This is a genomic window from Methanolobus profundi, assembly GCF_900114835.1.
GTDB lineage: Archaea > Halobacteriota > Methanosarcinia > Methanosarcinales > Methanosarcinaceae > Methanolobus > Methanolobus profundi.
This window is the reverse complement of the sequence record NZ_FOUJ01000004.1, coordinates 244,428-268,842: the sequence shown is the minus strand read 5'-3', so window position 1 is coordinate 268,842 and position 24,415 is coordinate 244,428. Positions and strand designations below refer to the sequence as shown.

Annotated in this window: 14 protein-coding genes and 2 pseudogenes; 10 read left to right on the top strand and 6 right to left on the bottom strand. The window is 44.0% G+C overall.

Annotated elements, in window-relative coordinates:
- Positions 1-4: 4 nt before the first annotated feature.
- Positions 5-1,336 carry a pyrrolysine--tRNA(Pyl) ligase gene (gene pylS / locus BM008_RS10640; RefSeq protein WP_091936779.1) on the bottom strand — a complete coding sequence of 444 codons (1,332 nt, stop codon included), beginning with the start codon at positions 1,334-1,336 and terminating at the stop codon, positions 5-7.
- Between the two features lie 575 nt (positions 1,337-1,911).
- On the opposite strand from pylS, the gene mtbC reads away from it, so the two are divergent.
- From mtbC to BM008_RS10625, 3 genes and pseudogenes are all read left to right on the top strand, one after another.
- Entirely contained in the window at positions 1,912-2,541 is a 630-nt protein-coding gene (gene mtbC / locus BM008_RS10635; RefSeq protein WP_245748017.1) for a dimethylamine corrinoid protein MtbC, read from the top strand.
- A 13-nt stretch (positions 2,542-2,554) separates the two neighbouring features.
- Positions 2,555-3,955: pseudogene (gene mtbB / locus BM008_RS10630) on the top strand ([dimethylamine--corrinoid protein] Co-methyltransferase).
- A gap of 55 nt (positions 3,956-4,010) precedes the next feature.
- Entirely contained in the window at positions 4,011-5,522 is a 1,512-nt protein-coding gene (locus BM008_RS10625; RefSeq protein WP_394328925.1) for an APC family permease, read from the top strand.
- Positions 5,523-5,632: 110 nt separating this feature from the next.
- Here the strand turns inward: BM008_RS10625 and BM008_RS10620 are convergent, their stop codons facing one another.
- The 3 genes from BM008_RS10620 to BM008_RS10610 all read right to left on the bottom strand — a co-directional run bounded on the left by BM008_RS10620 (position 5,633) and on the right by BM008_RS10610 (position 8,949).
- The gene (locus BM008_RS10620; protein WP_091936775.1) at positions 5,633-6,412 is read right to left on the bottom strand and encodes a helix-turn-helix transcriptional regulator; all 780 of its coding nucleotides are present in this window, start codon (positions 6,410-6,412) and stop codon (positions 5,633-5,635) included.
- Positions 6,413-6,477: 65 nt separating this feature from the next.
- Positions 6,478-6,885: a response regulator gene (locus tag BM008_RS10615; RefSeq protein ID WP_177188045.1), complete on the bottom strand. Its 408-nt coding sequence runs from the start codon at positions 6,883-6,885 to the stop codon at positions 6,478-6,480.
- A 21-nt stretch (positions 6,886-6,906) separates the two neighbouring features.
- Entirely contained in the window at positions 6,907-8,949 is a 2,043-nt protein-coding gene (locus BM008_RS10610) for a histidine kinase dimerization/phosphoacceptor domain -containing protein (RefSeq protein WP_091936773.1), read from the bottom strand.
- Between the two features lie 304 nt (positions 8,950-9,253).
- On the opposite strand from BM008_RS10610, the gene BM008_RS10605 reads away from it, so the two are divergent.
- From BM008_RS10605 to cydB, 6 genes and pseudogenes are all read left to right on the top strand, one after another.
- Positions 9,254-9,910, top strand: a complete 657-nt coding sequence (locus tag BM008_RS10605) for a methyltransferase cognate corrinoid protein (protein WP_091936771.1) — start codon at positions 9,254-9,256, stop codon at positions 9,908-9,910.
- Positions 9,911-9,932: 22 nt separating this feature from the next.
- A pseudogene (locus BM008_RS10600) lies at positions 9,933-11,309 on the top strand (monomethylamine:corrinoid methyltransferase).
- A 170-nt stretch (positions 11,310-11,479) separates the two neighbouring features.
- On the top strand, positions 11,480-12,499 hold the full coding sequence (gene mtbA, locus BM008_RS10595; protein ID WP_091936769.1) for a methylcobamide:CoM methyltransferase MtbA: 1,020 nt from the start codon (positions 11,480-11,482) through the stop codon (positions 12,497-12,499).
- A gap of 182 nt (positions 12,500-12,681) precedes the next feature.
- Positions 12,682-14,001 carry a M18 family aminopeptidase gene (locus tag BM008_RS10590; protein WP_245748009.1) on the top strand — a complete coding sequence of 440 codons (1,320 nt, stop codon included), beginning with the start codon at positions 12,682-12,684 and terminating at the stop codon, positions 13,999-14,001.
- 576 nt (positions 14,002-14,577) lie between these two features.
- Positions 14,578-15,894: a cytochrome ubiquinol oxidase subunit I gene (locus tag BM008_RS10585; RefSeq protein ID WP_091936767.1), complete on the top strand. Its 1,317-nt coding sequence runs from the start codon at positions 14,578-14,580 to the stop codon at positions 15,892-15,894.
- A 1-nt stretch (position 15,895) separates the two neighbouring features.
- Positions 15,896-16,939 carry a cytochrome d ubiquinol oxidase subunit II gene (cydB, locus tag BM008_RS10580; protein ID WP_091936765.1) on the top strand — a complete coding sequence of 348 codons (1,044 nt, stop codon included), beginning with the start codon at positions 15,896-15,898 and terminating at the stop codon, positions 16,937-16,939.
- A 30-nt stretch (positions 16,940-16,969) separates the two neighbouring features.
- Here the strand turns inward: cydB and BM008_RS10575 are convergent, their stop codons facing one another.
- Positions 16,970-18,892 carry a hydantoinase/oxoprolinase family protein gene (locus tag BM008_RS10575; protein ID WP_091936763.1) on the bottom strand — a complete coding sequence of 641 codons (1,923 nt, stop codon included), beginning with the start codon at positions 18,890-18,892 and terminating at the stop codon, positions 16,970-16,972.
- Between the two features lie 180 nt (positions 18,893-19,072).
- Positions 19,073-21,025 carry a hydantoinase/oxoprolinase N-terminal domain-containing protein gene (locus BM008_RS10570; RefSeq protein ID WP_091936761.1) on the bottom strand — a complete coding sequence of 651 codons (1,953 nt, stop codon included), beginning with the start codon at positions 21,023-21,025 and terminating at the stop codon, positions 19,073-19,075.
- 724 nt (positions 21,026-21,749) lie between these two features.
- Between BM008_RS10570 and BM008_RS10565 the strand changes: the two genes are divergently transcribed.
- Entirely contained in the window at positions 21,750-24,410 is a 2,661-nt protein-coding gene (locus BM008_RS10565; protein ID WP_245748008.1) for a PAS domain-containing protein, read from the top strand.
- Positions 24,411-24,415 lie beyond the last annotated feature (5 nt).

Sequence of the window (24,415 nt, the reverse complement as noted above, 5' to 3'; positions counted from 1 at the left end):
CACCTCAGAGGTTGATACTTACTCCGTTGTAGTAGGATTCTGATCTTCCAGCACGCTTGATGTTCTTGAAATCGTGCTTTGCCTTGAGCAATCTCTCAAGACCGAAACCTGCTCCTATCCAGGGTTTGTTAACTCCCCAGTCCATGTCCATTGGAACAGGACCTACAACAGCGGATGAGAGTTCCATCTTTTTGTGCATCACATCGATCGTGTCACCATAGACCATGCAACTGTCAGCTACTATCTCGTACTCTATGCCAAGGAAATCCAGTAGTTCCTTAATGAGATACTCAAGTTCTTCTCTTGTGCAGTTGGATCCCATCTGGCAGAAGTTGAGCATGGTGAACTCTTCAAGGTGGCTGTTACCATCTGATTCCTTACGGTAGCATGGACCGATCTCGAATATCCTGACAGGGTCAGGGAGTACATTATCGAACTTTCTCAGGTGGTTGTATAATCCTGGAGCAAGCATTGGGCGCAGACACATATTGTCGCCAACCCTGAATATCTGCTCTGATAGCTTCTTGTCCTCACCAACTCCCATTCTTTCCATGTATTCGAATGGTATGAGTATTGGGGACTTGACCTCAAGGAAGCCCATGTCGACTAAGAACTCTGTAATTGTTCTCTCGAGTTTTCCCAGATAGTTCTCGCGACTGTTCTCGTAAATACCTCTGATATCCTTCTTGCGCTCTAAGGTCAGGGTGGATTCCAGCTCGGCAAAGGAGCGCTTCTCCTTTGAGAATGATATCATTTCACCAGGTCCTAAAAGTGAGAGTATCCTGTTCTTCTGCAGGGGAGTGAACTCAGTTTTCCTGGACTTTGGTTGTTGTGGCTGGGAAGTCTTCTTTGTATTAGATGTGGAAGGGCTGGAATTGCTCTTACTGGTTTTCGGAGCTGATCTGTGGTTGGTGGAACTATCGGCAGTTATTCCAGCCCGTGGTTCATTATGAATGTGAGTTGAAGGTGTATTAGTTTGAATTACCTGTTCTGGTTTTGCTGTAACAGGTTCAGCTGGCTTTTCAGGTTGCAGCCTGAAAGAGCGTACGATCTTGACCTCAGCTTCGGTCTTTCTTGAGATCTTCTTTGAGAATTCGTTGATCCTGTCATCTGACAGGCGACAGTGCTTACAGGGTTTCTGGAACTTATGGTTCCTGAGGGCCCTTGCAGACCTGCTTGTTCTGGAGTTGCGTATAGTAACAATATCTCCGCAATCCATCTCTATTCTTATATACTTCTGTGATGTCTCGCACTTCTTCACTCCGTGAAGACGTCCGTTACGGGACACCCATAATCCGTTCTTGCTAATAAGTGTATCAAGTGGTTTTCTTTCCATGCTAACAGCTCCTGGATCTTAACCTTTTTTCGTACTAATTCCTAGAATCCCAGGTATGCCAGCATCCAGTTGTGGTTCTTGGTGTTGAGTATCATTGGTTCTCTTCCTTTTGTTGATCTTAGGTTGTTTTACTGATATATTGTATCGATTATAACAACAAAGTAGTCTTTGTCGTCGACATATATATATATTACTCAGTTTCAGCAGTATTTATATTTTTTGGGAAGCTGCAACAATTAGCAATATTTATACTTTTCTATCAGTTATTAAGCGGCAAATTCAAAGGTGTATGCAGAACTTTTCTGAAAACCTGATTTTGCTGTTGAAAATAGAAGCGTTTGTCTGTATTTATCCTAAACCTGATGTAAGATTACAACAGCGTTGTAATGCTACAAGAACAATCAAATCTTGTCTCCTGCTAACAAATTCATGTAGGGCGGATGTATTTTGCTGAGTTTATGATATATATGCTTTCTCCATATGAAATGGTACAACTGATTGTCCTTCAAGCTCAAACCCTTGTTGATAGATTGAAGGCAAAATATGTAGGAGGTATAATTATTAGCAAAGAAGAAATGTTCAAAGAACTCTCAGACGCTGTGATCACATGCAAGAAAGATGTTGTAACTGCAGCAGTCGAGAAGGCAAAGGGCGAAGGCATTCCTGCCCCAGAGATCATTGAGATGGGTCTTGCAGTCGGAATGAACGAAGTAGGTGTCCTTTTTGAGAGAGGAAAATTATTCCTTCCTCACGTAATGATGGCAGCAGGCGCAATGGAAGAAGGTGTCAAGCTCCTTGAAGCAGACATGCCAAAAGATGCTGTAAGCAAGAAGCTCGGTGTAATTGTCAACGGTACCGTTGAAGGTGACGTTCACGACATCGGAAAGGCAATTGTATCAACCATGCTCCAGTCCGCTGGTTTTGAAGTTCATGACATTGGAAGAGATGTTCCACTGCAGAATTTCATCGACAAGATCAAAGAGACCAACGCAGACATGGTCGGTCTTTCAGCACTTATGACAACCACCCTCCAGGGCCAGAAGGATGTCATCGAGATGCTCAAGGAACAGGGCATGAGAGACGATATTAAGGTCATGGTCGGCGGTGCTCCTGCAACCCAGGCATGGGCTGACAAGATCGGTGCAGACTGCTATGCAGAAAATGCAAGTGAAGCTGTTGTAAAAGCCAAGGAACTTCTGGTTTAAGTGAGGCATCATCATGACAGAATATAAATTGAGAATGGGAGATGGAAAGCGCATCTTCATGACAAAGGAGCAGATCATCGCTGACCTCAAAGAAGGTATGGCAGATGCAGCAGACCTTGGAAGCATTCCAGACCTTAGTGAAGATGAGATCGACAAGCTTGTGGACATTCTTACCATGCCTTCAAGGATGGTAGGTGTCGAACAGGGTATGGAAGTTCCTGTTACTCACGATATCGGTACTATCAGAATTGATGGTGATCAGGGTAACAGTGGTGTAGGAATTCCATCCAGCAGACTTGTCGGTGCAATGATGCACGAGCGTGCATTTGGTGCTGACACAATGGAACTCGGTCACATCGACTACAGTTTCAAGCCAGCAAAACCTGTTATCGCACAGGAAATGCAGACAATGGAAGTCTGCCAGCAGAACATGGTCGTTCCTCTTCTTTACGGCGCAATGCCTAACATGGGTCTTTACTACACACCAGACGGTCCTTTCGAGAACCCTGGCGACCTCATGAAAGCATTCAAGATCGACGAGGCAAGGCAGTCCATGGAACACTCTGCAGAACACCTCACAAGGGATATTATCTGGATCATGCAGAAAATGATGGCATCCGGTTCTGACGGTGTCAACTTCGATACAGTTGGTGCTGCAGGTGACGGTGACATGTTCGCATCACTCCATGCTATCGAAGCACTCAGAAAGCAGTTCCCTGATATCTATATTGAAGCAGGTATGGCAGGAGAGCTTATGCTTGGAATGCACGGTGAGCTTGAATATGATGGAGTTACTCTCGCAGGTCTCTGGCCACATGAGCAGGCAGCACTTGTTGCAAAGGCAGGAGCAAACGTTTTCGGTCCTGTAGTAAACACTAACACCAGCAAGAGTGCAGCATGGAACCTTGGAAGAGCTGTTACATTCATCAAGCAGGCTGTTAAGGATTCACCAATACCATGTCATGTGAACATGGGAATGGGTGTCGGCGGTATCCCAATGCTCGAGACCCCAACAATAGATGCAGTATCAAGAGCTAGCAAGGCGATGGTCGAAATTGCTGGCGTGGATGGTATATAGGTAGGGGTCGGCGACCCGATGGGTATGCCGATCTCCCACATAATGACCTCCGGAATGAGCGGGATCAGAGCTGCTGGTGACCTTGTTGCAAGGATGCAGCTTTCAAAGAGCATGAGAGTTGGAGAAGCAAAGGATTACGTTGCAAAGAAACTCGACGTAACCACAGATGACCTCAGTGACGAATATGTAATGAGGGAACTGAGAGAAGATCTTGGTATCGGTGTTATCACTTCAGTTGCAGGTGCTCCAAAAGGAATTGCAGCAAAGATGAACATCGAGAAGCTTCTCGACCTTAACATCAACTGCTGTGACAAATTCAGAAAGCAGATCGCTTAAATAAATACATAATGAGGTGATCACTTTGAGTAATAAGTCAAATGAAGCACCAGGCATTGACTGGGAACATGGTGCACAGTGTGCTAAGAATATATGCGACCCGCAGGAACTTGAAAGGTCCATTGACTGGAAACAGGGTCTTGCAATAGCACTGGGTGTTCCTCTGCTTATCCTGCCTTCAATAGGATATCTTACAAGTTATGTCTGGTCCTTCGCGATAGTAATATGGGGAGCCACTGTGCTCCTTGGTTTTTTACAGAACTTTGCATTCGGAGAACTGGCAACGGTTTTCCCAAAGGCATCAGGTCTTCCTGGATATACGCAAACGGTCTTTGGTTCAGACAAGGACAAGAACAACCAGGGAAAGTTCAAATTCGGTAAGTTCATAGGTGGTTTCAGTGCCTGGAGCTACTGGTTCGGATGGAGTCCTGTACTTGCGATCTACGCAATACTGATATCCAGCTACGTTCAGGGAATGGTCCCGTCCCTAGCAGGTATCAACTCAACACTTATGGCATTGGTAGTAGGAGGTTTCATCTTCGGTTCCCTTGCGATCATCAATGCAAAGGGACTTAAGAACGGAGCAGCCGCTGGAATGATCTTAGCTGCTATTTCCCTGGTACCTCTTCTGGTCATCACCATTGCACCATTCTTCACTGGTGATTTCCACATGGAGAACATCACAAATTCATGGTTCCCTACAGACTGGAGCTGGGACTGGGAGCACATTCTGATCCTTCTCGGACTTCTGGCAATGGCTGAATGGAGTGCTGCTGCATGGGAAACTGCTGCTATCTATGGTCCTGAATACAAGAAGCCAAATTCAGATATACCAAAGGCACTGCTTGTTTGTGGAGCTATCTGTCTTATTCTCTACGTACTTGTACAGACATCTGTAATTGGTGCTCTTGGAGTTGACGGAGTTCTTGCAGAACCTATCTCACCAATGCTTCCACTGGCAAACATGGCACTTGGTCCTGTTGGTGCATCCATTTCAATTATAATGTTGATAGGTGCAATGCTTCTGATCATTCAGACAGCTTTCCTTTCATCTGCACGTTCCATCTATTCAATGTCAGTCGAAGGTAACCTGCCTTCAGTTCTGAGTAAGTTGAACAAGCATGGACATCCAATGAACGCAATGCTTGCTGATGCAGGATTCAACATGTTCCTTATTCTTCTTGGAACACCAACAGCTATCCTGGCTGCTTCTGCGATCGGTTACATCTGCGCCAACGGTATAAGTCTTTACACCTATGTGAAGGTCAGGAACGACCCTGAGCTCTCAAAGCTGGAAAGACCATTCAAGGCTCCAAGAGGATGGAAAAAGGTCGCTCTTGCAACTACTATCCTTAACACACCATTCTTCCTGGTAGGTATCATCTACCTTAACAGTCTTGAACTTGGATGGGCAACAACAGGTGTTGGTTTCTTCATGCTCTGTCTCTTTATTCCTCTGTGGTTCTACTCACAGCGTGAGAACAGGAATAAAATGGCTGCTGCTAGTGCAGCACACAGAGAACATGGTCTATTTGGTGAACCTGAAGCTGTTCCAGTCGAAGAATAAGATAAAAATTAAATGAGTAACACAAGCCTGGTACTTTTGTACCAGAATCCTTTTTTTTGGTTTAAGACCGGAAGTCCTTAACCAGACAAATAAAAAGAAATATCTATTGATCAGTCGATGATCTCTGATCTCTCTTTATAGTACTCGAACAACTCTTCACTCCATTGTAAAGCGTTGCTGTCAAAGCTCATGAGTATTGTATGATCATATTGACCCTGTTCATTAAAGAAACACAGGAAAAGAAAACGATCACTGCTCACCAGAGTAGCAAGTCCTGTCATCTCGTCAGATCTTCTTAATTCAGTAGTTTCAAAACTGTTGAACTTCTCTATATCCTCTGTAAAATCCTGTTTCATTCTTTCATAGACAGCATCTGTGAGAATTAGTGAGATATCAATACCCTTCTCAGCCAGTCTTGAATACATAGCAGGATACTCCGGGTGGAAATAAGCGTTGTAAACCATAATGTATTCAGATTTTGCTATATTCTCAGTAAATTCCCTTGGGAATTCGAACAGGTAGTTAAGATCAGGTTCTATGATAAGACAATTTCCGAGTTCTCCAAACCTCTTCAGGAGTGATTTAGGTATTCCGTTAAGGTTGCGGTTCTTCCAATAAGTTCTGTTCTCCTCGAAAACTTCCACTACATTCAACAATGGAAGCATGTTCTCAACAAGTACCTCTCCCATATTTGTCAGGGTGTAGTAGTCTCCGTTCTGTATGACGAGTCCATTCTCCTTAAGTATCTTGATCTGGGGAATAAGAGCAGTTGAAGTTACATTCAGGCTTGTTTTTATTTCTTCACGGCTCTTTTGCCCTTCGATAAGGAGTAAAAGGACATTCTTCCTTTTGTCAGAATTAAAGATTACATCAGTCAATGAGTTGTTCATCTGAACCAATCCCTGTATTTTCTTAAATTGAAAATTTCCGTTTTGTAATTGAATCTCATGGCGGTTCATTCAGCACTATTTGGCTTGTCCATACCAAATCTGTAAAGAGCAACCTCAATATTGCTTTTGAGGTCATTTGCCTTAAAAGGTTTGACTATATATCCGTAAGGTTCCGTCTTTTTTGCTCTTTCGAGTACTTTATCATCTGAGTATGCGGTCAGGAAAATAATGGGGATATCGAATTTCTTGCGTATCTCTGCAGCTGTCTGTATACCATCCATTTCACCTTTTAACCTCACATCCATAAGAATAAGGTCCGGGAACGTGATCTCTGCCATTTTGATGGCATCTTCTCCTGTAGTAGCCATTGCCGGGACAGTATATCCGAAACTCTTTAGCTTCTTTTTTATATTTAAAGCAATAATACTTTCGTCTTCAACGACAAGTATCTTTATATCTTTTGAATCTTCCACGGTTGATCACCTGTTATAATATTATTTTAATCTGATCTTGAATTTTGTACCTTTATTTCTGTCAAGTTCAATGGTCCCGTTGATCTGAGCAGTCAATGTTGTTACGAGTTGGAGTCCCAGGGATTCTGTCTGAGTGAAGTCCATTCCCTCAGGGAAACCACGCCCGTTGTCACCGACCGTCAAAGTAAGTTTTCCATTGGTCAGATCAAGATATACAAATATCTCCCCTTCTTCCTCGGGAGCAAATGCGTGTTTCAATGAGTTTGAAATGATCTCATTCACTATCATTCCCAGCGGGATCGCAGTTTCCATATCAATGAAGACAATATCAAGATCCAGTTTGACCTTGATATTTTCTTTTTCCATCATATAGGAATAGGATAATTCGTTTACGAGTTTCATCAGGTAATCTGAGAAGTCGATACTTTCCATATCCTGGGACTTGTAAAGTTCTTCATGTACAAGTGCCATGGAAACCACACGGTTCTGGCTTTCCCTGAAAGCTTCGATCACGGCATCATCGTCGAATTTCTCAGATTCAAGATCCAGTAAACTTGAAATGACCTGCAGATTGTTCTTGATACGGTGATGGATCTCTTTCTTCCTTACTTCTTCCAGCTTCTTGCGCTCATCCATTATCTGTGCAAGGGTGATCCTCGTTTTCTCGATACCTTCTGTAAGTTTGCCGAAGTCTCCTTCACCGTGAACCTCGATCTTCTGTGAGAAATCATTGTGCTGGAAGGCAGTCAGCACCCTGTTCGAATCTTCTATCATGGTATCAAGTGATTCTGCGAGAGTATCCAGTGTATTTGCCAATTGTTTGAACTCTCCCTTTGCTTCAAGCTTGGAGCGATCTGAGAGTTTACCTCTGGAAAGTGATTTTGTAAGGCGGATAGTATCACGTACCGGTGTGACCACGGCCTCAAGGATCTCGTTAAGTCCAATGGGTATTTCTTTGAAATCCTTTTCAACATTGGTTTCAGCTCGTGTACTGAGGTTTCCCTTGACAGCATCCTTTGAGATCGTCTTGAAATCATGGACTATATCTGTAATTGTCTTGTTGAAAGACAATGCGATCAGGTATGAAAATCCGCCCATGAAAAGTACAGCTGCAAGAGATATCAACAAAAGTTTATTGCTGAGGTTCTGCACACCTGCAAATATCTCATCTTTTGGTATCACAAGTATAAAGGAAAAGTTGCCTGTAGTGACCGGTTCATAGAACATCACAACATCTTCTCCGGTTGTAGGGTCGATGGTCTCTACGTGTCCACTATTTCCACTGAGTATATCCTCACTTACTGTTGAGAGCTCTTCGATACCAAAATCATAAAGGGTTTTTTCCCCTATCAGTTCCTTGTTGTAAGGATAGGCAACAAGAACACCTCTGTCATCTACCATGAATGCGTAGCCTGTGTCAAATGCTTTGACCGTGCTTATCTCATCATTTAGATAGTTCAGTGAGACATCCACACCTGAGATTCCCTGGAACTCGTTATCTTTCATGATGGGGGAGACGAAACTCACCATAAAGACACCCTCATAGTAGTAGGGTTGAGTTATTGCGGTTCTTTTGGTCTCTTTTGGCAACTGGTAATAATCAAGTTTATCATAATTCACCAGAGGATTAAGTTGTATATCTCCACCAATTTTGTTCCAGTAAGGAACGAACCTGCCTGTGGCATCATGACCTGATGAATTTACATAAAGTTCATCCTCGCCATCAAAAGCGTTTGGCTCATAGGCAACGTATGTACCAAGGAGATCCGGATGCTCAACTAACAGATCGTAAAGCATATTGCTTGTTTCCTCTCTGCTAAGGGAATCATAGCTGGACATACTAACGGCAATTGTCTCTGCAATGGCCATGTTCTTTTCCATATCACCGTTGAATTCACTGGCGTAGTTCTTGGCCATCTCAGTTGCCTGTTTATATGCAAGATTTTCTTCCTGAGTTGTGACAGTTGAGATCGTCATTGCAGTACTGATCAAAAGGACAGCTAGTGTTCCTATAACTATATAGAGGATCAATTTTGCCTTCAATGACATGTTTTCGAGTTTCATTTTATACCTTATCATTGCTCTTGATATTGTTTTTATTGTAATAAAGAGACGATGTTACCCTTATGGTATTTTATTAGTTTAAAATGCACGTCTGTTAACATTACAATGCTGTTGTAATCTTGTAATGTTAGTATAATTCTGTAAAGTGCTCTAATAATTTGCTCCCTAATGATTAATTCAAGATCAATGGACATATTGCATTGAGTTTATGATATATGCAGTCTGACCTTTATGGATTCTATCAGCCGGTTCAAACAATGTGCGAAAAACGGACAATTGCTAGGAACCATTACGGAGGCTAAATATGTCAAATCAGGAAATGTTAGACACACTCAGAGACACTATCGTTACACAGAACATCAACGGTTGTGCCGAAGCTACTCAGACAGCCCTTGATGCAGGACTTACTGCAGTTGAGATAATCAATGATGGACTTTCACCAGGCATGAAAATTGTAGGAGACAAGTTCGAAGCAGCAGAGATCTACCTCCCACAGATCATGATGTCTGCAAAAGCAATGAACGCAGCAATGGAACTTCTCTTACCTGTACTTGAAGAGGAAAAGGGAGCAGAAGATGAAGGTGTAGGCACTGCTATCACCTACGTACAGGAAGGCGACATTCACGATATCGGTCACCGTCTCGTTACAACAATGCTTGAAGCAAACGGTTTCAAGATCGTAGACATGGGCGTAGATGTCCAGAATGAGAAGGTCATGGAAGAAGTTGAGAAGAACAAGGGTAAGAAGCTTCTGCTCGTTGGTTCAGCACTCATGACAACATCAATGCTCGGACAGAAGGACACAGTAGCCATGCTTGCAGAAGAAGGTCTTAGAGACTCTGTTAAGATCATGTTCGGTGGAGCACCAGTATCAGATGCATGGATCGCAGAGATCGGAGCAGACGCAACAGCAGAGAATGCAGCAGATGCAGCTCGTGTAGCACTCAACCTTATGCAGTAAGTAATAATTGAGGTGAATAACAATGACATTTGCAAGATCACTTGATTGTTTTGAATTCTATGAGAGAGCAAAGAAGGGAGAGAAGACAACCCAGGATGACTGGGACCTTATGAAGATCCCAATGAAGGCAATGGAACTCAAGCAGAAATATAATCTTGATTTCAAGGGCGAGTTCGTCCCAACCGACAAGGACATGATGGAAAGCCTGTTCAAGGCAGGTTTCGAGATGCTCCTTGACTGTGGTATCTTCTGTACAGATACAAGCCGTGTAGTAAAGTACACAGAGGACGAGATCTGGGACGCTATCAACAACGTCCAGAAGGAATTTACACTGGGAACCGGCAGAGAAGCTGTCAGGGTCCAGAAGAGAAGTGTTGGTGACAAGAGAAAGCCAATAGTACAGGGTGGTCCAACAGGTTCCCCAATTTCCGAAGATGTATTCATGCCAGTTCACATGAGCTACGCTCTTGAAAAGGAAGTTGACACAATTGTTAACGGTGTCATGATGACAGTCCGTGGCAAACCACCAATTCCAAAGAGCCCATATGAGGTCCTTGCAGCAAAGACCGAGACCAGGCTCATCAAGACAGCAGCAGCAATGGCCGGAAGGCCAGGCATGGGCATATAGGGACCAGAGACTTCCCTGTCCGCTCAGGGAAATATCGCTTCAGACTGTGCCGGTGGTATGGTTTGCAGTGACAGTCACGAAGTATCACAGCTCAATGAGCTTAAGATCGACCTTGACGCTATCAGTGTGATGGCACACTATCAGGGTAACAGTGACATTATCATGGATGAACAGATGCCTATCTTTGGTGGTTACGCCGGTGGCGTAGAAGAGACCACAATTGTAGATATCGCAACTCACATCAATGCATTTGTAATGAGCAATGCAAGCTGGCACCTTGATGGTCCGGTCCACATCCGCTGGGGATCCACCAACACCCGTGAGACCCTCCAGATCGCTGGATGGGCATGTGCAACTATCTCAGAGTTCACAGACATGCTTTCCGGTAACCAGTACTATCCATGTGCAGGTCCATGTACCGAGATGTGTCTGCTCGAAGCATCCGCTCAGTCTATCACTGACACAGCATCCGGCCGTGAGATCCTCTCCGGTGTAGCATCTGCAAAGGGTGTTGTACAGGACAAGACAACCGGTATGGAAGCAAGGATGATGGGAGAAGTTGCAAGAGCAACAGCAGGAATGAACATCGAAGATGTGAACAAGGTCCTTGATCTTCTTGTAAGCTCTTACGAGGGCAACTATGCAAATGCACCACAGGGTAAGACCTTCCAGGAATGTTACGATGTAGCTACTGTAACACCAACTGATGAGTACATGAAGGTTTACGACGGCGCACGCAAGAAGCTCGAAGAGTTCGGACTTACATTCTAAGATAAAAGAATCCCTGTGATAACATAGTTTATCACTTCCCTAGCAGCCAGCGACCCATCATCGCTGGCTCACCTTCTATACATTTGTCTCGACAAGACAGAAAATTACCTCCAAAATCTGGATGGCTGGTTTCCAATCTCCAGTCATCTCTTCTTCAGGAGCCTAAGATCATGACAGAATATACCCCAAAAGAAAGATTATCCCGTGCACTTACAGGCCAGTCTGTTGACAGGATGCCTGCTGTTTGTGTTACCCAGACAGGCACTGTGGAACAGATGGAAGCTTGTGGCGCTTTCTGGCCAGAGGCTAACAATGATGCAGAAAAGATGGCAACACTTGCCGAAGCAGGTCATACCGTAGTTGGATTCGAGGCTGTCCGTGTGCCTTTCGATATAACTGCAGAAGCTGAGTTCTTCGGCTGTGAGATAAAAGATGGTACAATGGAGCAGCAACCATCCGTTGTCGGCCATGTTGTAAAAACAGTAGAGGACATCGAGAAGCTCAAAGGCTATGATCTTAGCCAGAGCAGGATCGGTGTTGTCTGCGATGCTATCAAGATACTGGCAGATAAGTATGGTGATGAACTTCCTATTATGGGCAGTATGATCGGTCCTTTCTCACTTGCACAGCACATCAATGGTGATGAATGGTTCATGGCTATCTTCACAGACGAGGCATTCGGCCTTGCTCTTATGGAATTCACAACTGATTTCTGTGTTGGTTACGCACAAAAGATGGTTGAGAACGGTGCCGATACCATGGTCATTATCGATCCTACAGCAAGTTACCAGCTGATAGGTGCTGAGTTCTACGAGAAGTTCGTGGTTCCTTTCCACAAAAAGATAATAGATGCAATGCACGAGGTCAATGTACCTGTAGTATTGCACATCTGTGGTGATACAACCCAGGGTCTTGCACTTATGGAATCATGTGGTGTTGATGCCATTAGTGTAGACCAGAATGTTGATGCAGCAGCAGCTGTAGCTAATGTCGAAAAAGCTGTCATTGTAGGGAACCTCGACCCTGTGAACATGCTCTGGAACCAGACCCCTGAGACCATCAAAGAGCAGTCACAGCAGGTCCTCGATGCAGGAATAGGTTTGCTTGGACCCGGATGTGGTACTGTGAGCAAAACACCTACTGTGAATCTCCAGGCAATGATAGAAATGGCAAAGAGCCACAGATATTGAAACAAACCAAAACTAGAAAAGTCGCTTATTTCTCCGGGCCAAAATCCTTCTGATGAATTGTCCCCCTTTCCCGGAGATCCTTTTTTTTATTTCAGGGGTACAGGATTAAGTATTCTGAGGATCTATTAATCTATCATTATGCCAGATAGAAGATAAAAGAGATCTTTTAATAATGTGATCTCATGAGAGAGATGGTAAATATGGATTATATGGATCATATCAGCGATTTTTTCGGATTTATGAAAAAGGCCACAACAGCAGTTCAGACAGTTGATACTATAAAGGAACGTCTGGATGGCGAAGGCTTTATGGAACTGGATCTGAATGAGCCATGGACTTTGGACCTGTCAGGTAAATACTATCTGGCTCCTTTCCCTTCCATGCTTGTGGCTTTCACTATTGGAAGCAGTAAGGATCAGACACAGAAACTGAAGATCATTGCAGCTCATACGGATAATCCGGGTTTCAGGATAAAACCCTGTCCTGAGGTGGACAGTGAAGGGATGCTGACACTGAATGTGGAGCGCTACGGTGGTCCTATCCTGAATACATGGTTCGACCGTCCTTTATCCATCGCCGGAAGAATAGCAGTGAGATCGGATGAGGTGCTGAAGCCAAAAGTGATCCATCTGGACCTTCAGAGACCTATACTTATCATTCCTAATCTGGCTATCCACATGAACAATGAGGTCAACAAAGGTGTGGAGATCAAGGTCCAGAAAGAGATGCAACCTCTCCTGACCCAATTGATAGAGGATGAGGTCAAGGATGATCATCTTCTGAATCTGATCGCAAAGGAAGCCGGGGTCGACCGTGAGGACATTCTGGATATGGACCTCAATGTCTATTGTAGTGAAGAGGGTATCCTTGTAGGGGCTAAAGAGGAGTTCATTTCCTGTCCGAGGATCGATGATCTTTCAATGGTCTATGCTGCTATGGAAGCTCTTGTAGGGTCCAAAAGTGAGGAAGGGATCAACATGATTGCCTTCATGGACAATGAAGAGATCGGTTCCATGACCCGCCAGGGTGCTGATTCTGTGACCTTGAGCACAATTCTGAAAAAGATCCGCATGGGAATGGTTGCAACAAAAGAGTTACCTTCCGGGCAGATGACGGATTGTTTTGTGATATCAGCTGATGGTGCCCATGGACTCCATCCAAATTATGCTGAAAAGAATGATATCACCAATAAGCCGATAATGAACAAAGGTATGACCATTAAGATCAGCGGAAATCGTTCCTATGCATCAGAAGTAGAGACCATTGCAGCTTTTCAGCAACTTTGTGACAGGACCGGTGTGAAATATCAGAAATTTGTGAACCATTCCGATCAGAGGGGTGGAACAACATTAGGTCCATTGCTAAGTAAATATATACCTGTTCGTGTGGTGGATGTAGGGGTCCCAATGCTGGCAATGCATTCGACCAGGGAACTGATGGGTAAACAGGACTTTCTGGATTCCATCGAGATATTCAGGACATTCTTCCAGCTGGAAGAATGATACTATTTTTTCCAGGATCGGACTGGAATATATCGTAAACTAGAGGATCAGAAACAAAAGAAAAAAAGATCTTGTCATTATGTGAACGTATCACACAATGAAACACATATGGCGGAAACCTCGGGAATTTAACCCGACTGAACGGATTTAGAGTCCATTCGATCAACATGATCTGATTTCCATGATGATTGGTTGAATCTAACTCTTAGTAGGAAGTATTACTACTTATATTTTTCGGGTATCTATTGAACTATAGTTATTATAATGTCTTATGCTATTGTTATTCAATTTTACCATATTATCAATTAACACAATATACATATACTATGAAACTTTTCGGTAAGTAACTCTGTTCTAATGTGGATGCCTCTATTGTTTGCAAATTTATTCTCCAGCCATTCCAATTTGTAGATAAATAATGGCGCTTGTTCTCATTTTCTCTCATTTGTTCTCATGGCAAATATTATAAACTATAATGAACAATTATTATAATTGTTATTTCAACGACGTGGAGTGCCATACTGGGTTTTTTTCGGATGTGGCAAAAGCGAACAAAATCATATAAGGGGATAAATAATGTTAGATCTGGTTCTATTAAGCAGAATACAGTTTGCCGTAACAGTGGCATTTCATTTCCTGTTCGTCCCGCTGACGCTGGGACTTGCACTGTTGGTAGCTGTAATGGAAACAGCCTTCTACAAGACCAGGGATGAGACCTGGCGAAAGATGGCTGATTTCTGGGGTAGGATATTCAAAATAAACTTTGCGATCGGACTTGTCACGGGGTTTGCTATGACATTCCAGTTCGGCACAAATTGGGGTGCTTATTCCGAATTCATGGGAGATGTTTTTGGATCGCCTCTGGCAGTGGAAGCACTGATGGCCTTTTTCCTTGAAGGTACATTCTTTGGTGTATGGCTCTTCCTTGACCGTAACAGGCAGAAGCTCAAGGCATTCTCCATGTGGATGGTCGCCCTGGGAACGAACATATCTGCACTGTGGATCATCACAGCCAACGGTTTCATGCAGAACCCGGTAGGTTATGAACTTCTTGCTGATGGAAGCAAGGTCATTATGACGGATTTCCTTGCCCTGCTCACTAATAGTTATGTTTGGTATATGCTGGTCCACACGCTGCTCTCAGCTTACCTTCTCACTGCATTTGTCGTAGTGGGAATATGTTCATACCATTTCCTGAAGAAGAATGACAATGAAGTGTTCAGAAGATCATTCAGGATAGCAATTGTCCTTGCACTTGTGACATCTATTCTGCTTCCTGTTCTCGGACACGGATATGCACAGTACGTTGTTGATATCCAGCCTGCAAAGGGAGCTTCTATGGATGCGATATGGGAAACAGGTTCCTCGGTACCCATGTATCTTATCCAGATACCTGATGCAAGTACAGGCTCCAATAGTGTTGAGCTTCTGGGCATCCCGGGTCTTGCAAGTTTCCTTTATACTGGAAGTTTTAGCGGGACAATTACTGGTCTCAACCAGATGCCTGCAGAGGACCTTCCTCCTGTAGGAATGGTATTCTGGAACTTCAAATTGATGACAATGCTGGGCTTCCTCTTCATTGCAGAGGCACTTGCAGGTCTTTATTTGCAGAGGACAGGAAAGCTGTATGAGTCACGTCTATACCTTAAATTGATGCAATGGTCTATTCCGCTACCATTTATTGCTATAATTGCAGGATGGAACGTAACTGAGATAGGGAGACAGCCATGGATAGTATATGGGCTTCTCAGGACCGAAAGTGGTGTTTCACTGGTCCCTACATCAGAAGTACTGGTGAGCATACTGCTGATAAGCAGTGTCTATCTCATGCTTTTCGCCCTGGAATTCTATCTTATCAGAAAGACAGTGGTCAATGCTACAGGAGCTGAGTGAAATGCTGGAAATCCTGACACATGATACTCTCGCAGTTATCTGGTTCGTTCTCTGGTGTGTTATATGGGGAGTTTACTTCATGGTGGACTCGTTCTCACTTGGAGCAGGTCTTCTTATACCGTTCATTGCAAAGGATAAGACACAGAGAATACAGGTCCAGAAGGCAGTAGGTCCTTTCTGGGGCGGGAACGAGGTATGGCTCATACTGGCTGCAGGTGGCACATTTGCCGCTTTCCCGCTGGTGTTCTCAAAGATGTTCACATTCCTGTATCTTCCAATGATGCTGTTGCTCATCGGACTGATAATAAGGGGGATCTCAGTTGAGTATCTCCACAAGGATGAGAGCCCGAAGATACAGAACATCCTCAAATGGGGATGGTTCACAGGTAGCCTTCTAATTTCACTGGTGCTTGGTGTCGCTTTCGCTAATTTCTTCAAGGGACTTGCCATTGCAGCAGGCGGAGTTTACGAAGGTACACTTCTGGGTCTCTTCAGTCCGTATGCATTGATCGGAGGTATATTGTTCGTGCTCATCAGTGCAACTTCCGGTGCCCTGTGGATAAGGTTCAAGACGAAAGGTCCACTGGGAAAAACAGCTGTAAATTTCGCAAAGATAAGCTCCATAGTGGTACTTGTACTTGCTCTGGTATACCTTGCATACTCATTTGCAGGTATCGAAGGCTTCACCAGGAACTACTCTGCCACACCGGTACTGTATCTGTTCCCGGCCGTAGCTGTCATAGTTGCCATCCTTGCAGTGGTGCTTGCAAGACAGGAAAAGGCATTCATGGCATTCTGCTGCAACCTCGGAACGATACTCTTCATAGTTGAGAGCGGGCTGGTAAGCATCTATCCTTACATGCTCAGATCTTCTATCGCACTTGAGAATGGTATCGATATCTTCCAGGCAGCATCAAGCCAGCTCACCCTGACAATAATGCTGGGCGGAGCACTTGTGTTCGTTCCGCTGGTCATCATATACCAGTTGTGGGCCTACACATTGTTCAAAGAAAAGATAAAAGAGACAGAGACGGTCGATTACTGACCGTTCTCATTTTTTGTATTTTTTTAACCTTCACTTTTTCTGTGGCAATGCTGTTCCAAGGAAAATGAACTTTGTCTCTATAGGAGCACCGCCATCATCTGTCATTGTGATATCCTCTCTCTTGATCTCGATGCTGACATCCTTCGGATCGATATCCGCACTTTCCATATATTGCATTATGAGTTCCTTCCCGTGCTCGGTTGCGTATTCAAGGGCTTCTGAATAAGTAGAGAACTCCCTTCTTTCCACTGGAGAGAACACCAGAATGGTCCTTTCTGTCTTCTTATAGAATGACTTGACAAGTATCTCTATGCTCTTGACACCTTTTCCTACAAGAGCACCCACAGCGTTTCCAACCTCTGCATGTTCGGGAACTATGATATCGGCGATCAGCAGCCTGTTGAGTTCTTCAACATAGGAGTGAACCGGTCCTCCGAGAAGCACCACAGGAACATTCATCTTGAACTGCGAGAGGAAATCTCCACGTATCATCTTCTCGATCTCAGGCTTTGATACTCCTTTGTACATGAAGCTCATCAGGTCAAGTGCCATATTGATGGCAACTTCCTTCTTGATATGCATGCAAAGTTCGGTCTCATCCATGGGCGTAAGTCTTGCAAGTATCTTAGCACCGACAAGTGAGGCTTCACGGTCCCATTTCGTGTACTCTCCGAGAACATGGAGCACGTCGGTTGGTGTGAATCCTATCGCCTGGACAAGCCTTTTCTGTATCAGTGAATCAACACTGTCGGGAGATATGGGCTTTCCGATCTTCCAGAAGATATCATTGAGTGAAACAGGTTCCTCTCCTATTATCTCCATAAGCTCCTTCTCAAATGAGCTAAGATTGCTGGCTTCCTTGCCTGTACTTACAAAGAACTTTGTAGGCTGGACATTCTCTGCAAGCTGTACCCTGGAAGGTGTTCTTCCTGATCTTAACTGGTCCATGAATCCGGGATACTTTACAGCAGCAAGACATAGTGGCACTACCCTGCGTGGTCCGATATTGACATTCCGGTTCTTGATCCAGACATGGCTGTCACCACCCATTGCTGATGTTTCCATACGTATGGCCTTGACCTTCGTATGCCATCCGCCGACCACGGCTCCTGTATCAACAAGTTCAGGCAGTCCGTTGTAGTTCAGTGAGACATCGGTGCTCGTCCCTCCAACATCGATAACGGCACATGTATCATTCCCGGAGAGGAAGGATGCTCCCATAAGACTTGCAGCAGGTCCTGAGAATATTGATTCTATAGGTCTTTCCATTGCCTCATGAATACCTATCACAGAACCATCACATTTGAGCATCATGAGCTTTGCTTCGATACCCCTTTTCTTAATATCAGTAAGAATTGCGTGGATGAACTGGTCTGCTATTGGAAGCAGTTGTGCGTTAAGGTATGCTGTGACCCCTCTTTCATATGCACCAAGGTCCTGTGACAGTTCATGTCCGCAGACGATCGGCAGTCCTGTGAGTTCAACAAGCATATCCCTCACTTTTATCTCATGTTCCGGGTTACGGATGCTGAAATATGAGGAAACGGCAAAAGCTGAAACCCTGTCCTTGACCTTCATGGCATATTCTCTGACAGCTTCCAGGTCTAGAACCTCATCTTCAAGTCCGGCTACATTATGTCCACCTTTCACTACGATGTAGTCCTCAATGGGCATGCTTGAGGGAAGGGTGTGTTTCCCTATGAGGATAAGAGCTACAGGATAACCTGTCTTCTCAAGTATAGTATTGGTTGCAAGGGTGGTTGATACTGATACGAGTTTAATGTCCGGTATGTATTTGCTGTCAAGTCCGTCGATGGCGTTCTCTATACCTGTCAGCAGGTTAGGATATGTTGTGAGTGCCTTGTTCGAAGCCACCACCTTTCTGTCCGGATCACTTACTATGACCGCATCGGTGTATGTTCCACCGGCATCTATTCCAAGACTGTATTGCATTTATTCTACCTCTGTTTTTGGATCGTTCGATAAAAGAGGACCATTTGAGTTTATAATACACGCGTGATAAAATTACAATGGTATTGTAATAGTGTGATCATGCTCCATTTCTGTTGAGATCCCTTACTATGGCCGCATCGGTGTATGTCTCACCGGCATCTATTCCAGGATTGTATTGCATCATTCAACCTCCATTTTCCTGTTCCTTTCGGCCTCGCCAATACCGGAGAAAGTGAGCCTTGTTTCCACAGGAAGTCCGCCTTCGTGTGTAACGATGTCATTCCGAAGCATATCGATGCTGACCTCAGTGCTGTCCAGACCTGCATCGCTCATATAGTTCATGATAAGCTTGCTGCCGATCTCTTCTCCGAACTCAAGAGCTTCTTGATATGATGCGAACTCTTCCCTGCCTCCGGGGAAGAAAGTAACAAAAGATGATGTTTTCAGATTGTATTTCGATTCGGTGTAGTTGGCCTTTATGAGGACCTCCAGCTTCCTTGCACCTTTTCCTGCTACTGCTCCAACGGCATTTCCCACACTACAGTGTTCAGGTACGATGATCTCTGCATCTATGAACTCTGCAAGCTCTTCTGCATAGGCTCTGACAGGTCCGCCCAGCAGGACCACCGGGAGGTCCACCTTGAATCCGGCAAAGAATTTTCTTTTAAGCACTTTCTCTATCTCTTCCCTGCTCACATCCTCAAGCAGGAATGCTATCAGGTTCAATGCCATATTCCTGGCTACGTCTTTCTTTATTTGTAAGCAAAGCTCATCTTCGTCCGTTCCTGAAAGTGCCGCCAGTATACCGGCTCCAAGAACTGAGGCTTCCCTGTTCCATTGGGTGTATTCACCAAGGACATGGAGTGCATCTGTGGGTGTGAATCCTATTGCTTTGATGAGCCTTTTCTGTATGAGCAGGTCAAGTGTTCCGGGGTTTGGAAGTCTGTTCTCGTTCCAGTATATCTCGCTAACAGTAAGTGGTCTGTCACCTATCCTTGAGAGCAGTTCCTCTTCAGCAGAACTGATATCAGTGGTCTCAAGTCCTGACCTTATAAAGAACTTGGTGGGCTGAAGGTTCTCTCCTATCTGGTTACGAAGGATAACCTGATTTTGTTTCAGCTTTTCAATTATCTCTGGATATTCCACAGCAGCAAGGCAGAGTGGTATGACCCTTCTTGGTCCGATGTTGATGACATGGTTCCTGACCCATACATGGCTGTCACCGCCCATTGCGGATGTTTCCATGCGTATGGCCTTTACTTTTGTCTGCCAGCCGCCGACCACAGCACCCGCTTCGCTAAGTTCCGGTAATCCGCGGTATATAAGGGAGACATCGGTACTTGTTCCTCCGACATCGATAACAGTACAATTCTCATTTCCAGAAAGATGTGCTGCTCCTACAAGACTTGCAGCAGGTCCTGAGAACACGGATTCGATTGGTCTTTTGAGAGCTTCGTTGATGCCTACAACAGAACCATCACATTTGAGCATCATGAGCTTTGCATCGATGTTCCTTCTTTTTAGTTCGGAACTGACGGCTTCCATGAAGTGGCTGGATATAGGGATAAGTCTGGCATTCAGGTATGCTGTGACCCCTCTTTCGTATGCACCAAGGTCCTGTGAAAGTTCATGTCCGCAGACAACCGGAAGTCCGGTCAGTTCGTTGATGACCTCTTTAATCCTCAGTTCATGGTCAGGGTTACGTACACTGAAATAGGATGAGATAGCGAATGCAGATACCTTATCTTTTACTCTAAGGACAAATTCCTTGACCGGTTCAAGGTCCAGGGGACAAACCTCATTTCCTGCACTGTTGTGTCCTCCTTTTACAAGGGTGAAATGTTCTATCTTCGCACTGTTGGGTATGTCTGTGCCATTGGCAAGGATAAGTGCCACAGGATAACCTGTCCTTTCCAGTACGCTATTAGTTGCAAGGGTCGTAGAAACAGATACGTAATGGACCTTTTCAAGGTATTGCTGATCCAGTCCATCCAGGGTATTCCTGATACCTGTTAAGATATCAGGATAGGTGGTAAGTGATTTATTGGAATCTATTATGCTTCCGTCAGAGTCCCTGATCAACACAGCATCGGTATAAGTGCCTCCGGCATCTATTCCAAGACTGTACTGCATCAGAGCACCTCCTAGGTGCTTTTCGCCTTCAGTATATTATTCTTAAGAACAGTACTTTGTATCGCAGGTCCGTTACCTTCAAAACCAGGGATCTCAACATTGATCATTCTTGATAAAAACATCTGTAGACCTCAAAAAATAAATCGATAATCAGGAAATTCCCGCTCCTTTCTGTTCTAGTGGAGATAGAACGAAGGAGCAATTGAAGGAGGTAGAATTTCTGCAGAGATTGATGCCGTGATATAGACCCATTTTAAATCAAGGCAATTTGTTTTATCTCTATTTTCTAGTATGGGTGTACTATTATTTATATTTTTCCTACACTCTGTTCAGTAAATCTGTATTTTTATTAAAGAAATAGTGTCTATTGATGCTGTTTATTTTGTGAAGTACTTAATACTTTATCAAAAACAGCAAGAGGAAACATATATATAGTTGATTTAGAAACCAAGGAACATATATTGATTTTTTAACCAGTATTCACTATTCTGTTCGTTCTTTATAACATCTTCTTTATATTAGGGGTCACAACGGCTGCCGGGTTAATCTATATATATTTTCTGTATATGCGATAGTTCTAATAATCAGATTCAAGATGCTTTTTTTCTGTACTAATAATGCTTAATGTGAATGGTATCTTGCACAATCTTTATATACTATTGTCAAAACAGTTTTATCGTTACTATTATATAGTCGTAAACTACTTCCAGTGTCAAACAATAAAATGATCAATATCCGAACCGATCAATGGCGTTCTCAGCTTCGTTTCCTGAAGCTAACGCTGGATAGGATGAATGCAAGTTCGGGAGTGATGAATATATCAGATGCTAGAATACCAGGAAAAAATGAAGTTCATGTGAGTACTGTGGTTGCTCCTGCTTCTATAGACAAGAAGCTTGAAGCGGTTTATAACAGTAGTCCCGTAATATCTTTCCTCTGGAAAGCAGAGGGTGAATGGCCTGTGGAATATGTGTCTGGTAACATAACACAATTAGGCTATTCGACGGATGATTTCCTTTCTGGAAAATTGCTCTATGGGGACATAGTACACCCTGATGACCTTGACAGGATCCACCTAGAGGTCAGGAAGCATTCTGAGAAAAAGAACACATCCTATTTCTCACTTAATTATCGCATTCTTACAAAGTCAAATGAGGTCCGCTGGGTCACTGAGAGGTCTTTCATAAAGAGAGATGAAAATGGGAACATCACTCATTTCCAGGGTATAATCATCGACAACACTGAACTCGAGAAGACCGAAAAAGAGCTGTTAGAGACCGGCAAGAAATACCAGATAATATTTGAGAGGTCTCCTGTAGGTATCCTCTATTTTGATGAGAACGGTATAATCACTCACTGTAACAAGAGCTGTTCCGATATCATCGGTGCCCCTGTAAAGAAAATAGTTGGTTTCAGCGTATTATCCTCTCTGAACGATGAGAATCTGAAAGAAGCAATAGATGTCGTTTTTCTTGGCAATGCCGGATATTATGAAGGAGGATACATTTCCAGCATAAGCGGAAAAAGGATAATGGTAAGGGCAAGTTTCACTCCGGTCATGGATGACGATGGCTCTTTGCTGGGTGGTATAGGGATACTTGAGGATATATCCACCAATAAAGAGGACAAAGAACTGCTGGCCCTTAATGAGATGCGTCTGGAAGCCCTGCTGAAACTGTATCAGATGCAGGATTATCCTATGAGTGAGATATCCGAGTATGCTATACAGAAGGCTGCTGAACTTACTAACAGTACGACAGGTTATCTTGAATTCCTCAATGAGGATGAGAATGTACTGGAAACCTATCATTGGCCTGTTGCTGCTGAAGACGTACTCATGAGCAGTGAAGAACCTTTTGTCCATCCTGTGAAATCCACTGGTTTCTGGGGTGAGGCAATACGTGAGCGAAAACCGGTGATAGTCAATACTCAATATGATTCTGATAGTGTCGACGATATCTATCCCGGGAAAAAAGAGCGGATGGTCCGACACATAACGGTTCCTGTGTTCGAGAACGAACAGATAGTTGCAGTTGCCAGCGTTGCCAACAAGTCAAAGGATTATGATGAATCCGATGTACGCCAGTTGACACTTCTTATGGAAGGAATGTGGAAGCTTGTACAGTACAAGAACACAAGTGAGGTTCTCTATGAAGCATTGAGAATGCGCAGGATGCTGGAATCTATAATGAGCTCAAGCCCTGCAATAGTCTTCCTCTGGAAACCTGAACAGGACTGGCCTGTAGAGTTCGTATCTGAGAATATTGAACAGTTCGGGTATACTGTTGCTGATTTCATTACAGGAAAGATCATCTATGGTGATATTATCCATCCATCTGATCTGGGAAGGGTAAGGAACGAAGTGGAAAGAGCCGCTAGAGAAGGTTTCTCTGATTTCAGCCACGAGTACAGGATACTTACCAGATCAGGTGAGGTCAGATGGGTCGATGAGAGGACCATGCTTCATTATGATGGGGCTGGTATGGTAGATTACATGCAGGGTATCATTGTTGACATAACAGAGCGCAAGCAAGCTAATAACTTCATGCGTATAGAATGTGATCTTGACAATGTACTTGGTGAGACCGGCGGACTTGAGGAAACATTCGAGAAACTCCTTGACTTCACACTCGAAGGAAAGGCAATAGATTCCGGTATAATGTACGTGGTCGATGAACTGACAGGAGAGTTCGATGCCATATCCTATCGTGGTCTTTCAGAAAGCTTTGTCACCTCCCTGGCACACTTTGGACCAAACACACTACTAGCACGTCTTTTCACTACTGGTTTCCCGGTCTACAAGTACTTCTCCGAGATCAATATGATGATGCCAGCGGTAGATCTTGATCATGAAGGATTACAGGCCATGGCGTTCATACCTGTAAAGTTCAATGATAATCTGGTTGCAGCTATTATTCTTGGTTCTCATACGGAACTTGAGATCCCGGCAAATTCAAGGAACCTTGCGGAGACCATAGCCAATCAGGTTGGTATAATTATATCCCGGATGAAGAAGGATTCGGGTATGCAGAAGAGCAAGAACAACATGAATTCCCTTCTTGATGCACTTGATGAGATAGTGTTCATCATGGATATGGAAGGACAGGTCCTTCACATAAATGAGACACTGGTACAGAGCCTTAATTATACGCCAAGGGACCTTGAGATGAAGGATTTCCTTATGCTCTATCCTGATGACTGGGAGGATGATGTTCTCTCGACCCTCGATGAGATCATGGCCGGTAAGTTGTCTACCTGCGATATTCCGCTGGTGAGCAAAGAAGGTATCCTTGTTCCTGTCAAGTCTAAATTCACGATCGGTGACTGGGGAGGACAGGATGTTCTCATTTCGATATCATACCCAATAAAGGAGCCAGGGAAGTAAAAGTG